General features: G+C 43.1%; 12 protein-coding genes. 1 reads left to right on the top strand and 11 read right to left on the bottom strand.

The genetic code is table 11. The features are described from left to right. The 10 genes from I8U27_RS19825 to helD all read right to left on the bottom strand — a co-directional run. Window positions 1-213 (bottom strand): WXG100 family type VII secretion target (locus tag I8U27_RS19825; RefSeq protein WP_198065919.1); only part of this gene is annotated, 213 nt, incomplete at its 3' end. 132 nt (window positions 214-345) lie between these two features. After that, window positions 346-4,407, bottom strand: a complete 4,062-nt coding sequence (gene essC / locus I8U27_RS19820; RefSeq protein WP_181754694.1) for a type VII secretion protein EssC — start codon at window positions 4,405-4,407, stop codon at window positions 346-348. Next, complete coding sequence (locus tag I8U27_RS19815; RefSeq protein WP_181754692.1) at window positions 4,404-4,793, bottom strand: EsaB/YukD family protein; 390 nt, start codon at window positions 4,791-4,793, stop codon at window positions 4,404-4,406. Before I8U27_RS19815 ends, essC begins: the two co-directional genes overlap by 4 nt. Window positions 4,794-5,062: 269 nt before the next feature. Next, window positions 5,063-5,965 (bottom strand): tetratricopeptide repeat protein, encoded by a 903-nt coding sequence (locus I8U27_RS19810; protein WP_181754690.1) that lies wholly within the window; start codon window positions 5,963-5,965, stop codon window positions 5,063-5,065. Between the two features lie 16 nt (window positions 5,966-5,981). Next, a complete protein-coding gene (locus I8U27_RS19805; RefSeq protein WP_181754687.1) occupies window positions 5,982-6,815 on the bottom strand; it encodes a putative CRISPR-associated protein in 834 nt (277 codons plus the stop codon). A gap of 12 nt (window positions 6,816-6,827) precedes the next feature. Further along, window positions 6,828-7,772 (bottom strand): hypothetical protein, encoded by a 945-nt coding sequence (locus I8U27_RS19800; RefSeq protein WP_181754685.1) that lies wholly within the window; start codon window positions 7,770-7,772, stop codon window positions 6,828-6,830. A gap of 2 nt (window positions 7,773-7,774) precedes the next feature. Beyond that, on the bottom strand, window positions 7,775-9,037 hold the full coding sequence (locus tag I8U27_RS19795) for a Cas10/Cmr2 second palm domain-containing protein (protein WP_181754683.1): 1,263 nt from the start codon (window positions 9,035-9,037) through the stop codon (window positions 7,775-7,777). Between the two features lie 249 nt (window positions 9,038-9,286). Continuing rightward, entirely contained in the window at window positions 9,287-9,691 is a 405-nt protein-coding gene (locus I8U27_RS19790) for a YidH family protein (protein ID WP_181754682.1), read from the bottom strand. A gap of 70 nt (window positions 9,692-9,761) precedes the next feature. Further along, the gene (gene metA, locus I8U27_RS19785) at window positions 9,762-10,679 is read right to left on the bottom strand and encodes a homoserine O-acetyltransferase MetA (protein WP_181754681.1); all 918 of its coding nucleotides are present in this window, start codon (window positions 10,677-10,679) and stop codon (window positions 9,762-9,764) included. A gap of 481 nt (window positions 10,680-11,160) precedes the next feature. After that, entirely contained in the window at window positions 11,161-13,503 is a 2,343-nt protein-coding gene (gene helD, locus I8U27_RS19780) for an RNA polymerase recycling motor HelD (protein ID WP_181754680.1), read from the bottom strand. A 498-nt stretch (window positions 13,504-14,001) separates the two neighbouring features. On the opposite strand from helD, the gene I8U27_RS19775 reads away from it, so the two are divergent. Then, on the top strand, window positions 14,002-14,952 hold the full coding sequence (locus tag I8U27_RS19775) for a class I SAM-dependent methyltransferase (protein ID WP_181754679.1): 951 nt from the start codon (window positions 14,002-14,004) through the stop codon (window positions 14,950-14,952). Between the two features lie 244 nt (window positions 14,953-15,196). On the opposite strand, the gene I8U27_RS19770 is transcribed toward I8U27_RS19775, so the two are convergent. Further along, window positions 15,197-16,297, bottom strand: a complete 1,101-nt coding sequence (locus I8U27_RS19770) for an NAD(P)-dependent alcohol dehydrogenase (protein WP_181754678.1) — start codon at window positions 16,295-16,297, stop codon at window positions 15,197-15,199. Window positions 16,298-16,403: the final 106 nt, after the last annotated feature.

Here is a 16,403-nt window from a genome sequence, read left to right as displayed (position 1 = left end):
GTTATCCAGCAAATGGACGAAGTTTTCCATGTTTTTTCTGGCTTCCTGGAAATCCTGGAAGAACCGTTGCTTGGTCATCCCATCCCATTGGCCTTCAAGCCCTTGGATTTGTTGGTTCAGAGCGTTAATGATCTGGCTGCTTTCTTCACGTTTTACTTTAAATTGTTGTGCTACTTGTTCCACTTCTTCAGGCGTAATAAGAATACGTGCCATCTTAAAACCCCCTTCTAAATTTACCAAAATTATTTATATTAGAAATTATACCTAATACAAGTTGAATTTGCAATCTTTTATTTTAATATCCATCTGGCAAGATTTATTTCAGATGAAAATGATTGTAACCGTCTAGCTTTTCAAGGTAGAGCCACGCTCATTTAGCAATCGCACCCACTGCGCTGGTGAGAGATTCTGAGAAAAAGGCAAAGCACCCTTAATTTTGTCGTAACGGCGTTTTGCAAAATACCCTTCGCCGGGGCGCAGCGTTTTTGGAATCGGCGCAGTTGAATAGGACCTGGCTTCTGAAGTCGGGATCTTAAAGAAAGACAAGTCACTGGGGTCTAAACTGGCAAACAGAAACCCTGTTTCCATCCCCTTCACTTCTGATAACCAATCATTGCTGCTGTAAGGGAAATTAGAAGGTGTACCGGAGATCGCCATATAAAAGTTTTTATTCCTGCCCTGGCTGACAATATTGTTCAGGGAGTTTTGCAAGTCATAATTATTCAATCGTTTGCTGAAGTAATCCGCATCATCGATAACAAGGAAAACAGCGGGCTCATTTTCACCGTTTTCGGCCATCTCCTCCATTCCAGGGGGAACTTTTGATTTTGTCCGGTTGTTCAATACAGATTCTACCTTTTGAAGCAGCTCGGCAAGCTCGGTTTCATCTGATGCATACCCTTTCATATGCGGGATTCCTGTGATTGCCGACAGCCCGCGGACACTGGGACGGAAATCAACAGCATATATTTCTATTTGTGCCGGAGAATTGAAATAGGCAAGGGATAAGATCCATGTTTGCAAAAATGAGGTTTTTCCGCCTTCAATTGAACTTCCGACTACAAAATAAGGACCGTCCTTTAAGTTTACGTAGTAAGGGGTTAGATCCTCCATGGAGAGCGCCACCGGAACTCGCAATGAAGAGATATTGGCTTGATATGGATCTTTTGCATGCCGTGACAATAATTTTTCTAATTCAATCGTTTCCGGTAAAGTCTCGATCACTTTCGGACGTTTGCCCCGCCATGAATCGGAAAGAGTTTGAATCAACTGGCGCAGTGTTCTCGTTCGTTCAATCTCATCGATTCCCGTAGAGGGTAAAGCGGTTTGAAACTCCAGAGGAGGCACATTCCCTTTTACAAGTCCGCGTCCTTCCGGCAAATTGACGAGCGGTGCTTTTACCCGGCCAACCGCAAAGTAGTAATCGCCCGGGTCAGCTAATTCAAAAGAAACCCCGAGTGAGAAATTGTTTCGTACCCGATCAAACATATCGGTAATCTGGTTTGTCGTAATAACAAAGTGAATACCGAAACTGCCTCCGACACGCAGCAGTTGCTCTAAATCTTTATGTTCTTCTTCAAAAGTATTTCTAAAGGTTAAGTAGCCGTCTATCACAACCACAATTGCAGGGATGGGTTCGGACAAAGACTTTCGATATGCGGAAAAAGTTTTCGCTCCGGACTGGGATATTTGGTCGCGCCGCCGCATCATTTCCTGAAGCAGAAAACGGAATAGACGTTTCACCCGATCCGCCTCGTCATCACGGATGATTGAACCCATGTGTGGAAGATCGGCAAAATCTCTAAACATATGGCCGAAATCAAGCACATACATATGCACCTCTTCCGGCGAATGGTTCAGCGCCAGCGACATGAGCAACGTTTGTGCAAACGTCGTTTTTCCCGTTCCTGGCATCCCATAGACAGGCAAATGACCCTCAACTAATGGAATGCTCAGCCGCTCCTGGTTCTGATTCGCGGGATCATCAACCAGACCGATGACAGGTTCAAGCCACGTATTTGTCGAACGCCAGGTTTGACCATCCCAGCTCCTCTCGTCGGGATGAACCAGCTCTTCCAAAAAGACCTGTTTGGGCAAAGGAGGGAGCCAGGGTCCTCCCAATTGTTGAATCCCCAGAGTTTCAGCTTGTTGGGCCAGATAATCGACTAAAACAAGTAATTGTTTTTTGCTATGATCCTCTCCGGTATTTTTGGGAGACAATACCTGACCGGATCTGGTTATACGCTGACCTGTTAAAGTTACTTCCTTTACGACAACTGCCTCTTGAGATTGTGAAGCATCCGGCCGATAAGGGGCACCACTCCAGGCAAATTGAACAAGTTCCAGCAGTTCGTTACTTCCCACCTGGAAGTATCCCCGTCCCGGCGTTGTAATCCAGGCAGCATCAGGGATTTTTATCATTTCCTTGCTGTCCGCTTCTTCCTGAACGCGCAAACAGATGCGAAAACGGGAGTTACTCCATATTTTGTCGTCTACAACCCCGCTCGGTTTTTGCGTTGCCAAAATTAAGTGAACCCCTAAGGTTCTTCCTTTTGCAGCAATTGAAATCAATTCATTCATAAATTCAGGCTGTTCTTTTTTCAACTCAGCAAACTCGTCAATAATAATCACTAAATGCGGGAGAGGGTTCTCCTTCCTTAGCGGCGATTTGTAATACTCATCAATATGCTGGATATTTCCTGCCTCTTTGAAGATTTTTTCCCGTCTCATCAATTCAGCTTTTAAGGAAACCTTTGCTCTCTCGATCAAGTTTCCGTCCAGGTTGGTGATCGACCCGACCAAGTGTGGCAAGTGCTCAAATGTGTTCGACATTCCCCCGCCTTTATAGTCAATGAGCAGGAAGTTAATATCATGAGGATGGTAGTTAAGGGCCAGACAAGCAATCAGCGATTGGATCACTTCACTTTTACCAGACCCGGTCGTTCCTGCGATCAGCCCGTGGGGCCCGTGTCCCTTCCTTTGAATCTTATCGTGAATGTTTATTTCCATCTTCTTACCTGTTGAACTCACTCCAACAGCAACGGGTAACGTATTTGGAAACCGATTCTGATCCCAAAGGCGCCTGACGTCAAGATCTTCTAACCGCTGTGCTTCCAGTAAATCAAACAGGGTCAATACCTGAGGGATTTCACGGGCTTTATTTGCCTTCAAATGAACGGGAGCAAGCGCACGAGCGGATTTATCTGCCATATCAATGGAAACATAGTCCGGCCGAAACGAATACTCCCATTTTTCTTCACCTTCTTTGTGAAGATAATTGGTTTCCTTCAGAGTCCCTTCATTCTCATGGACTTCCAAAACAGCATGGCACTGCATGGGAAGGGCTTCTCTTGAATCCGCTAAGAATAAGGTACGTACTCCAACCTTGGCCGATTCTTTAAGCAATAAATTAAGTTCACTTTCTATGAGACTGGGATCAGAAACAATAATGACCCAATAGGGAAGATCCGGGCCGCTTTTCGCTTCTTGCGGCTTATTATACCGGCGTTTCAGAATCTCGTATAAATAATCGATCAGCTCCCGGGCTTCTCCCGGATGGGTTGCGAGAAACCTCATCTTGCGCTGATCATCCCATACGTGTGGCAGCCAGCGAATCCAATCCCACTGTTCCGCTTCTTCTTGGGAATAAAAAGAAACAATTTTCACCTCGTCCGGAGAATGGTGTGTAACCAATTGGATTACAAGATTGCGCATGGAAGTTAAAATGGATGCCCGATCTCCAACCACTCCAACTACGTGAGCCTTGTTTAACGGAATTAAAACAGGAACATCCGGTACCCTTTCAAATTCCCGCGCAAGCTGTTGCGCTTCCTCAATCAAAGGGTCTGATTCATAAGCTTCCTGTTTTGGTGCTACAACCTTTACAGAGGAAGGCAGTTCACCGTTTCCCAGGCGTACGGCCAGAAAATCAGGGTCATGAGGAGAACGCTCCCACAAAGAGCTTTCTCTCTCCTGAATCCTTGCCATACATTGACGGGGAATCGGATTCCATTCTCTCAATAAAGTAGCCAGGGTTTTGAGCAGCTTTTGCAACTCAGCACGATGTTTTTGCAGACTTGCTTTGTACTTCTCTTCTCTTTCTTTGAGCTGCTTCTTATAATTTCTTTTTTGAGACAGGTATACAAAGAAAGGAATGATATAAGAGAGTGTCATCATCAAGGAAAAAAGCATCTGATAGGCAAAGAAATTCGGATTTGAAGAAGTATTGCCTGAAGAGTTCATGTACACATAAAATCCGATGGTACCCGCTGTCATCACAATAGGAACGATAAGATAAACAAAAGAAAAATTAGGCGGTGAAGGTGTTTGGGGAGGCTGGTGGATTTCTACCACGGCCCGTGGTAAATCCTGCTTCAATCTTGGCGATCTTTGAAACAAAATCTTCACTGGTACTTAACTCCTTTATTTGTAAGATGATCTGTCCGCCAGGCCTCTAGTAACTCTTTACTTTTTTCTTTGCCTGAGGACATTCGTTCCAGTTGATCTGCTATAGCCGCATGCGGATCTTCTTCCGGCTTCTTTTGGATCCGCAGATAAGCCCCGTCCATAACCGAACAATGATCAAGTGAACGGGTCTCGTCTAACTTTTTCCAGTCACCGGTTTGTGTTTTTACTTCCAATATATATTTTCCCTTTGCCATATCGGGGGCTTCATTTCTTACTGCTTCGACAAGCATAAGGGTGACTTGGGCAACCGGTATATCAGACGGAAGTTCAAAGTCAATCCAATCCTGCTTGTTTGATCCCGTTACAATGGTAACAATTGTCCCCAAGTAACATTCCTCCTCCTAAATAAAATAAGACCTCTCGGTCGACAAATATACAGATCCTTAAAAAAACATTTATTTGCAAAAATAGTCATACACAGAGGTAACTGATGAATCATTTTGGAACAAGAAAAACTCCCCCATTTCTCGTTCATTCCAATATGATCAACTTTTATTTAATAACAAAACGCTCCAAATTGTCAAAAGAGAAAACGGGGGAGAATGCGTCAATTTTATTAAAATCACCCATATGGAATCCTTTGTCTGTTTGCTGATCACCTGAGTAAGCTGGTTTTCCGATGATAAGCAGGGAAAAAATGTTGACGTTTAAATATGTTTTCTTCAAAATTGGTCTTATATTTCTGCAATTTTTCCTCCAGAGGCGTGGGCGTATCAAAGTCAAAAAATCGGTCTAATTTTTTCTCCATTTCAAAACATCTTTTTTCTGCTTCAAATAATACTTTATTTCTTGCCTCCACGATTTCCTGACTGATGTTCCAGTCAAGATCTTTATATAAGCCTTCTTCATAGCATAGTTCAGGCTTCACCTTTAACAAACTGTTTAAAACCATAATGGCTTCCACATGATTTCTGCCGATTTTGTACCAAAACAGCAAATATATATATGCTTTAATGTGATGAGGATTATTTTCAATGTGTTTTTTCATCAATTGGATCGCTTCGTCCTTGTATCTTAAATCGTACGATTCATACCATTTGGCAATCGCTTTAAAATAATCTAACCCCCACAGCTCCGGAAAAGTTGCTTCAGCTTCCTCAATATCATATAGGGGGGACAGGGGATTAATATAGTTATGCCTTCCCAGTACAGACCGTTCAGACAGCTGGACAACCGCCTGTAAACTGCTTTTAACCATTCCGGTCATCTCTTCCCTGATTTCTTTTATTTGCTTTCCTACTTCTTTTTTTACCAGCTCCGGCACTTTTTGAGTCTGATAGTACCCATACAAGGCAAAAGCCAACCCGGTGATCGTTCCCAATGTAGCCAAAAAAGTCAGCAAAAAGTTCATGTAAGCGATTTGGTTCGCAATGTCATCCGCATTATCCGTTTTGATAATAGACTTTGGAGTAATGGGAAGAACATAAACCCCAAAGATCAGAATGAGACAAACAAGGATGGTTAATGCCGAGATAACAGTAAATTTTTTAATCTCCATAGTGAAACCCCTATGATTAAGTTTTAGGAAAATTGAAGATAAAACTTCCTTGCTTGTTTTGCATCAACCGTATATATATTAATCTGGCAATCGCGGACAACGTCACTTTTCCATGGGGCTGCCACACCAAAATGTCGTTAAATTCGCCTTTTAATTGCTCACGCGACCGGCCTGTGATCCAGATTAATTCCGCTTCATCAATCGCTCCATAAAGCATTTTTTCTGCTACCGGGCCTAAGCGGTAAAAGGATTCAATATTAAAAAAAAAGGGAGTGGCCGGCAACTCTATGATTTGATCTGAACTCTCAAACAAATACTTAATCGTAGCTCCTTCCAACATCCCCAATATGGTCATATAAAAGGATACAGCTTTAAAGCCTCCAGTTGTATTAAATACTCTCATATATTCGTGCGAAGGATACTTTTCCAGGATTGAACTTACTTTTTTCACTAAATTAGGCAATCCAATATAGCAAAAATAATCTACATCATGAACTTGAAGCCCAATGACTGACTCATATTCAGCATTGACATTCCAAAAAGGAACTGATATTCTGCTTAATACTTCGCCAACAAGTATTCCCTCTAAGGTGTAGGAGGTTAAAAAGAATAATTGATCTCCTTTTTTTACGTTCATTTTATCCAGGCTATTGGGTTCAGCTCCCAAAAGCTTGGGATTTGAACTGTTTTGAAGCGCATGTTCAGTCAGTTCGTGAATCAGGTGATTCAGCGGTTCTGCAAACTCTTGTTTTTTCTTTGCTGAGATTCCGGTTACCTGTTTTAATTTTTCCCGATCTTTTACTAGCCTTAACATGGAGACCCCAACTGTAGAGATAATGATTTGTTTCAAGCTTTAACCTCCTCAAGATGGAGCAATCAAACATTTTCCATAGCCGTATGATGTCTGTCGCCCAACACCTCTTCTCTTGATTTTACGAAGTATATCCATCATCTTTGCATCATCCCTGAACTGGTAAAACCAGGTACTTCCCTCCGGGATCAAAAATACTTTTCTTTCTTGATTCCCGAATAAAACTTTTAAAGGTTTAGAGGTGCTGGCAGATATACAGGCAAATGGCAGTTCCGCCGGGCCGTTTAACAGGATGTCCTTTACATTGTTCGTTAACATAGGTGTCATCAGTGAAATAAAAAATCCCTTTTGTAAAGAACCTTCCCCTCCTCCAAAATCAAACCTTCCCTTGATATTATTACAAATACGTGCTTTATATTTTTTTTCCTTCTTTAATTCTTTTAAAATTTCTTTAACAGATAACTCTTTCGCAATTACATAATACAGTACTTTAAGCCCCCCAAATGAAGGTTGGCCTTTTCTTCCACTCATCACAGGAGGAAAAAAATCTTCCGCAAAAAAAATTTCCTTTAGATCAGGCAATTGATAATCACTTAATTCTTGTAATCCTCTTTTTGTAATCCATCCTCTCAACACCACACCATGATTGCGGAATCTGGGGATGCTCCCATTTGCGATGACGGGCAGCACTTTTGAACCCAGGTCACTCTCTGCATGATTTCCCGGACCGATTTTATATAATGAGTAATTGCGGTCGATATTCCCCTGAGTTACACCAAATAAGATTCTGGGAAGAGGATATATATCAATGTTGTTATAAGAATAACAAGGCCCGATGATTTTTGTCCGAACCCCTTTCCATCTACTGATCAGCTCCAAGCGGGTTCGTTCTACATGCATATATATATTTGAAATCGGATCGTCGGCAAAGGAGAAGAAATGAGGTTCAAAAATCATATCAGATAAAGAAATTTCAATGCTTAATATCCTGCACATAATCAACCCTGCTTCAAATTTAAAAGTTTTTTTAGGATCTTTTCATCATTCAGCCAATAGGATTCATCCCAGAAACATGTATCTAAGATGCGCGGCTTTTTCTCCAACCCGGAACCTACAATGAAACTGTTTCCTCCCAGTTGCTCTTTTGCGATATACTTGAGGGTCCATTTTAGAAAATGTACAGATTGGCTCAGCTCTGTTTGATCATTTATATATAACATGGAGGCCGACAAAGAAGGTTGGATTCCCAGCTCCCTCCGGCATAACCAGGTATATTCATCTTTTAAGATTCTGGCCAATTTAATCCCTTCATTTACCGGAGCCTGAATGAGGGATTCATCCCCTCCGGCGTAGATTACCCTGCCTCCGTAATCTGAAACCACACAAGGGATCGCTCTTAAGAAATTTGCCAGCACATAACTAAGCTTTGGCATTGATGACATAACCTCACCCACCCGGTCACCATCGATCAACAATAAAACAGAAGGTGACATCTCTTCATTTACGATCATATCAAAATCCCAGCCCATGATCTCTTTAGAGTATAGCGGGAGGAGTCTTTTCACCAGTCCGATGGAACTAAGTTTATTTCCCGGGTTTACAAGGACTTGTAATTTCCGTCCCGGCTCATAGCAAGCATCCACCCGATTGAATACGGCTCGCCAAAATTTTTTTTGATCTGCCGCTTCCTCATGTCCGGATAACTCCTGTAAATGATCAAAGACGGAACATTTACATCCTGTTTCCTCGCCATGAAAATATGTATTCCATAAGCTTCTCCTCAACATGCCTTCATGTTCGGAGCCAAGCACCCAATTGATTTCCCAATAATTCTCCATTTGCCTTTTCCATATTTCATCTGTCTTATTTCCAAAATGCGCCAGATCCTCAATGGTTTTTTTCCATATAAAGTCAGTGATCTTGAACCATGTTTCCTTAAACGCCCTGATACATTTTTCCGGCTCAAATGAATCAGGTACTTCTGCTTTAAATGAGTTGGGTATGGTGCCGATCCATGGTTCTGTATAGAGTTCATCACGATTCCGGCGAATGGAGTTTAATATGGGGTGAATCATATAAATTTGCTGGGGATCATGCAATTGAGGTAAAATTTTTCCGCCGTGTTCCATCACCTTCACCATAACCGTGGCAACCAAATAGGATATTAAAAATGAGCCCGCCATATAATCAGAAGGTATACGTGAGCTAAAAATGAAATGATTAGCGGGAATCAATTTAAAATGAAAAAAGTTATCATTCATTTTCAACCTCTTTTTCACTGACATATACATTTTTACACCTTGTGAATCTTTTTTTGAAAAAATCTTCAATCTTTTTAAGCCGCATTGAACCTTAACTGCTCTTTCTCAAGCATAACCATCTCATCCCCTCAATGCAACAAAACACCCTGCCTTTTATATATAAGGCAGGGCTTGTTCAAACAATCCTCTCGACACCCATTTAGCATGCAAGACAATTCGTACGACAGATTCACTGTTTTTTCGGCCCGTCTATACAGCCAAAAGATAAGCCAAAAATAAAAAACTCAAAGTCACAACACTACCGGTAAAAAAAATGAGAGAAGCAGAAGGTGCAATAAATGTTTGACTATTAATCCCCCTTCGCTTAGCCGAATAATTAACAGTAGCATATACAATAATGATAACTCCAACTATGATTGCAGCCAGGCCGATCAATTGTGCAAGTAAATTTCCTGTATCGCTTGACACCATGGTTGAAAAAAAGTGAAGTTTTGCGGCTAAATAACCGACACCCATAATTGTAATTGCTGTCCGAACCCAGGCGAGGTAGGTACGTTCATTTGCCAGGTGTTGCTGGATATATTTAGAATCTATTGTGGTTGTTTGCTCTTTAGATTTTAAATCGCGAGAATACCTGTGATGCCTTACTGACATTTCTTCTTTCTCCTGTTCTTAATAGTATCCAGATCACCTTCGTCGTTCGTACAACGGAAACCCAGTGGGTTTATTTAATCTCATTTAAATCATAAGGAGTTTCCTGATAGACATAATAGTTCAGCCAGTTGGAAAACATTAAGTACGCATGAGCCCGCCACGTTTGAACCGGCATTTTGGCCGGGTCATTATTTGGGAAATAATTTTTCGGCATAGCGATGTTTAATCCTCTGTCAAGATCACGCACATACTCTTTCTTTAACGTTACAGAATCATACTCGGGATGTCCCGTAACAAAAATTTGCCGGCCATCCTTGCTCGCTACAATATAAATACCGGCCTCTTCCGATTCGGATAAAATTTCCAGTTCCTGAACTTTTTCAATATCTTCCCGCAGTACTTCCGTATACCGGGAATGCGGCGCATAGAAGCAATCATCAAAACCCCGGAGCAATCTTGTGTTTTTCTTCGAGACGGCATGCGCAAACACCCCGAACATTTTTCCCTCCATGGAATGTTTAGGAACACCATAATGATAATAAAGCCCTGCCTGGGCACCCCAACAGATATGCAGTGTTGAGGTAACATGATTCATTTTCCAATCCATAATCCGTTTTAACTCTTCCCAGTAATTGACTTCGCCGAACTCCAGGTGTTCAACAGGAGCACCTGTAATAATCATTCCGTCATATTTTTGATGCCTAATTTCATCAAATGTTTTATAGAACATTGCCAGATGTTCTTTCGATGTGTTTTTGGGTGTGTGCGTTTTGGGATGAATCAGATCAATTTCAACCTGTAAGGGTGAATTTCCAAGCAGCCGCAGAAGTTGCGTTTCTGTTGTAATCTTGGTCGGCATTAAATTTAGTATTACAATTTTAAGGGGACGAATATCCTGTTGAAAAGCGCGGCTTTCCTCCATAACAAAAATATTTTCGTTCTTTAGAATTTTGGTTGCAGGTAATTGGTCAGGAATCTTGATCGGCATTGGAATCCTTCCTTTACTAACTTGTTTTTAAAATTGTGAGCGAAGAAAACCCCCAAATTCAATCAGGCAAATGACACTCGCTCTATTCGGGATCCCCCGAAAGGTATCTTTCCACGGCTCTATAAGTATATCTGTTATCTTCTTTGTAAAGTAAATTAAATAGGGCTGTGGCAAGGGAGAAACAGTTGCCACTTAAAATCTCATTTGAGAAAGACCCGTTTATATGCCGGCAAATTTCTTGGGCATGGAACGCGTCTTCACAGATAGTCTGCCTCTTCAGTGGTAAGCCGTTCATAAGGCACCATTACTTTTTATCATATCATAAAAATCTAACGAATCGTTCTTTCCCGCTCAACTTGCAACTCATCGATTTAAATACCATCAAACACCTTTGCCGACAAGACTGCCGTATAGTTACACTGAAAAACCCGCCTGAACACCGCGGCGGGCTTTTTCATCGTTCAAATCATTATTTGAGCCGTCAGCTTTCCCTGACATAGGTGTCCGGGGAGACAGAAGTAATAAACGGATTCATCTTGCCGATCGAGTAAATATGCAACTCATGCATCGCCCGGGTACAGGCGGTGTAGAACAGTTTTCGTTCACTCTCTCTCTCATACTGCGAACTGTTGTAGATGATAACTGCATCAAATTCAACTCCTTTAGCGAGGTATGAGGGGATGATAAGCGTACCGGCCTCAAAGGAAGCTGTCTCTTTCCCAATCAGGGTGAGCGGCACCTGTTCTTGCAACATTTCATGCGCCTCCCGGCTTTCCCGGGCTGTTTTGCAAATCACCGCAATGGTCCGGTACCCTGCGGACTGCAATGAGCGGATTCGGTCAGCGAGACGGCCAGCGAGTTCCCAGGCGTTGGATACTTGTGTCAATGTTGGTTTACTTCCTTCACGGTTGAACGGTTCAATCTTTTCTCCGCCATCAATCAACCTCCTCGTGAATTCGACAATCTGTCTGGTGGAGCGATAACTGCGCGTCAGTACAAATGTTTCTGTTTGATCTTCCCCGTATAATGAGGACAGTGGTGCGAATCCTGTGCTGGTAGTATGGGGATGGATTGCCTGGTTCAAGTCACCAAGCACCGTCATTTTACTGCGTGGAAACAGCCGCTTGATATAAGCGAACTGGAACAGGGAATAGTCCTGGGCTTCATCAACAAATACATGCCGGACAGAAGTATTGGTTTGAAATCCTTCAATCCGTTCCTTTAAATATAAGTAAGGGGTTGCATCTTCATATGCCAGTTGGGAGCGCTCCAACCGCTCCACTGTCTGCTTGCAGATCACATCCCAATGCCGGGGGAGCCTGGCATCGGGTGCAAAACGTAAGATCTGCTGCGGCCTGGCAAACAATTGCCGATAGATGGCAGGTACATCGATGAAATCTAATTTCTTCACACACTTGCGCAGCGGTTTGAAACTCTCTTTCACAACCATGGCGGCGAGCATCTTCTGTTCCCGCTCAAAATCATCAAACGTATCCTCTCTGTAACCTTTTTTTCGCCGTAGCTTCTGATAGACCCGCAAGTATGTCTCATTATCAAGCAGTTCAATTTCCTCATCCACCCACGGCTTCGTCCGCTCCGCGAGTTCACATTCCTTCAATTCCTGCAAAAGCCAGTCGGCAAGCAGTCTGATCCGGTTTGAAATCGGTAAGGAGGAGTCGAAACCGTAAAAATGCTCTTTTATACGTTCAGCGGAAATGATGGTCTCGCCCCGAAACTTTACATCCCTGAAAATCATACCTTCCCGGCCGAGAAGCACCACATACCGTTCAATCAATTGCATAAAATCGTTGCCTGCTTTATATGTGATCCCCTCGATCCGCGCCTCATATCCAGGATCGTTCACCGGTGCGAGTGTATACTCCATCTGTGTAAACGGATCTTCAAGCTGAAACGTCTGTCCAAGCTGATGCTCCAAATAATCCTGAAAGGTTGTCTGTTGCATGTTCTCCTCCCCAAGTTCAGGCAGAACGGTAGAGATATAGCTGTTGAACATCGGGTTTGGGGAAAACAGCACGATGTTCTCCGCCCGCAGTGTTTCCCGATACCTGTATAGCAAATAGGCAACACGCTGCAGAGCTGCCGACGTTTTGCCGCTGCCCGCAGCCCCCTGCACAACAAGCAACCGGCTGCGTTCGTTCCGGATAATGCGGTTTTGCTCTTTCTGGATCGTGGCGACAATACTCTTCATCTGCGAGTCTGCCTGTTTTCCAAGTACCTCTTGAAGCAGTTCGTCGCCGATGGTGACACCGGTGTCAAACATGCTTTGGATTTGGCCACCACGGATGATAAACTGCCGTTTCAATTCCATTATTCCGGTGACTTTCCCGTCCGGTGCCTCATATTGAGCAGGTCCTGGCGGGTAGTCGTAATATAAGCTGGACACTGGTGCACGCCAATCGTAGACGAGAAAAGATTCTTTATCCTCATCAAAGAAGGAAGCAATACCAAGGTAAATACGTTCGGTTTCCTGCTCCCCTCCTTCCCTGAAATCAATTCGCCCGAAATAGGGAGATTGCTTGAGCCGCCTTAGCGTCTCCATTTGCTTACGGGCATGCCGATGAGTGCGTTCCCTTTCCGACAGCACTTCCGCCTGCTGCTTCATGCTTGCATATGTTTCTGCCGCTTCACCCGGATCATCCAGATTGACTGTTACATCATCCCAGAAATTTTTCCGGATATTCACAATATCTGACTTCATCACGCTGACATGTTGCTCAAGGCTGGCCATACGTTTAGTAATTTTACTGACAACCCAGTCGACTCGCTTTTGTTCCTCCTGCCTGTCTTGATCTGATGTGCTCATATTCCCGCTTCCTCTCCTTAGAATTTTCATGGCCAAAAGCTTTGACAAACCCATCTCTTTTTGATATAATTATTATGGGGATTTCTATTTAATAATAAATAACTCGACCACCCTTTATTTTAATATGAATTCATATTGTATTCAAGATATCACCAAAGGATCGGACGGAAACGCGGATGAGCGATTCCGTTTTTTATTTTTTCTCCGGTCTTCCTGTTCATCTTTATCGAAAAAGCTGTTGACCTTTATGTTATGCCAACAACCCAAACATAAAAAAGGAAATTGAAATATTACCAGCAATATTGGCTTTCTTCCTGCTCATGATTCATAAAAAATCAGATTCAATAATAACGAACGAAAAAAACACATATGAATAAAAAACATATTGTTTATGAAGAAAAACGACCATCAATTAATGACCCGGAGCAAATAATATAAAAGTATGGCTTTAGGCAATGTAGCGCATCAGAGGAGGAAACAATTTTCGGGGGTGTACCCATGGCCTTTTATCATGTTAACCGGAAGAAACAAAATCGCGCGAGCAAAACCGCTGAATTTGTAGCTTTTTTTCGGGCTCTGGAGTATTCTTATCCGAAAGAAAGGCGATTATTTGAAGATCCTTTTGCTGCAAGATTTCTCAGCCCACCGTTACGGGCGGCGGCTTACTTATCCCGCATTCCTGTTTTCGGGAAAGGGGTCCCATCTTTGGTGGACTTGTGGGGGCCTGGTGCCAGGGCATCCGGAGTAGCACGAACGCGCCTGATTGATGATCATTTGACAAATGCTCTTGAAAAAGGAATTAAACAAGTGGTTATTCTGGGCTCCGGGTTTGATAGCCGGGCTTATCGCATTCCGGGAATGGTTCGTATCCGCGTCTTTGAAGTCGACCAACCCCGTACACTTCTTGTTAAACGAAAGAAGTTGAAGAGAATACAAGGAAATTTGCCGGAGGAAGTTGCCTTTGTTGAAACAGATTTAAATGTCCAAAAGCTGGAGCAAACATTGATTCATGCGGGATTTAATTTGACACTTCCTGCATTTTTCATTTGGGAAGGTGTAACCAACTATCTCACGGAGCAAGCTGTGGACATGACACTGCGATTTATTAGCACGACAGCACCTGGCAGCTTTATTCTTTTTACCTATGTTCATAAACATACGGTTGATAAGCTGGGAGAAGATAAACGTACACGTCGAATTTACCGATTATTGCAACGAATCGGGGAGCCCTGGACTTTTGGGATGATTCCGGAAGAACTGCCGTCATACCTGGAATCACGGGGGCTAAAGTTGATTGAGGACGTAAATTCCCTTGAATTCCGCAAACGTTATCTAAACCCTTGCGGTCCGCATATGAAAGGGTATAAATTTTACCGCGCGGCCCTGGCACAGGTGAAAAGCAAAGGACCTCAGCCCCAAATACGCTTTTTCCGGTCTTTTTTTCACTAGGACGGCAACCTGCTTTAAATCAACTCATATTTATCGAGGTTCACTATCAAGGATACAGATGGTCGGTAATGGGCTTTAAAATACACTTTAAGAGTTTGGCAACGTGCATATCCAGAATAAGGAGACTAAATTAGCATCTTTTCCATACCTTGTTTCTTGAGCTACTTTAACAGGAAATGCCGCATCTTATATAAATTTTCCTGAAATGGCATAGCCACCATGGGAGCCATCATTTTCATTTTGCCTAGTGTGGCATTTGAATCACCGGTTTAATTGTCAATCCAGTTTCGGAGTCCCTGATTGCTTCGTTAATATCTTCTAACTCGTAGAAACGAATCAACTTGTCGAAAGGAAATTTTCCTTGCTTATAGAGAGCAATTAATTGTGGGATAAATATCTGTGGGACGCTGTCCCCTTCCACGACTCCGGTGATTGTTTTCTCCTGAACCAGAACATCGTTGATGTCGAGTTCAACTGTCGTACCTATTGGGGGAGCACCAATGACTGCCGCCTTGCCCATGAAAGTAAGCGATTCGACAGCTTGTTTCAGAACGAATGCCACGCCGGTTGTCTCTACCGAGTAGTCCACCCCTTTGCCTGTAATCTCCCGGATCGTTTTCACTGCGTCTTGATCTTTGCCGTTAATGGTGTGGGTGGCTCCTAGCTCCTCAGCGAGCCGGAGTCGATTATCGTGTATATCAATAGCAATAAGCGGTGTACATCCGATCGCTTTGGCAGCCATCATTGCGCTCAATCCGACTGCACCGCACCCAAAACAGGCGAGACTGGAGCCTACCTGCGGTCTCAAGGTATTCAATACAGAGCCGGCACCGGTCTGAATGCCGCAACCTAAAGGACCAAGGAGCCTTAGATCCACTTCCTTGTCCACTTTCACCACATTCCTTTCGCCAGTCAATGCATATGTTCCAAAGGAGGATTGGCCAAAAAAAGTGGTAACATATTCTCCCTTCCACTGGATTCGTTGAGGGCGGTTGGAACTATCCCCAACAAAATTCAGTTCAAAAAAATTCTCGCAGGCGTATGGATGACCTGTAAGACAACTTTTGCAACCTCCACAATAAGCAAAAGAAAGGACCACATGATCCCCTTCAACTACGCTTTTAACTCCATCCCCCACTTTTTCCACCACTCCAGCTCCTTCATGACCAAGTACTGCTGGCAGGGGAACAGGGTATTCCTGATCCCGGGCGATCATGTCGGTATGGCATGTACCTGATGCCACAATCCTTACCAATACCTCCCCCTCCTTAGGATCTTCCAATTGCACTCTCTCGATGGAAAAAGGCATTCCTTTTCCCGCTGTTACGGCCGCTTTCATTTCCATACCTTAAACCCTCCTCGTATAGTAAGTTTAAATCCTCAAAAACAATCCATTTCCAGTTAAAACTCGTTCTTTGAAAAGTGAATATCCATCATTCATAGGGGGTGGA

This window comes from Paenactinomyces guangxiensis (assembly GCF_016055185.1).
Taxonomy (GTDB): Bacteria; Bacillota; Bacilli; order Thermoactinomycetales; family Thermoactinomycetaceae; genus Paenactinomyces; species Paenactinomyces guangxiensis.
The sequence above is the reverse complement of the archived record's forward strand: the minus strand, read 5'-3'. Positions and strand labels throughout refer to the sequence as shown.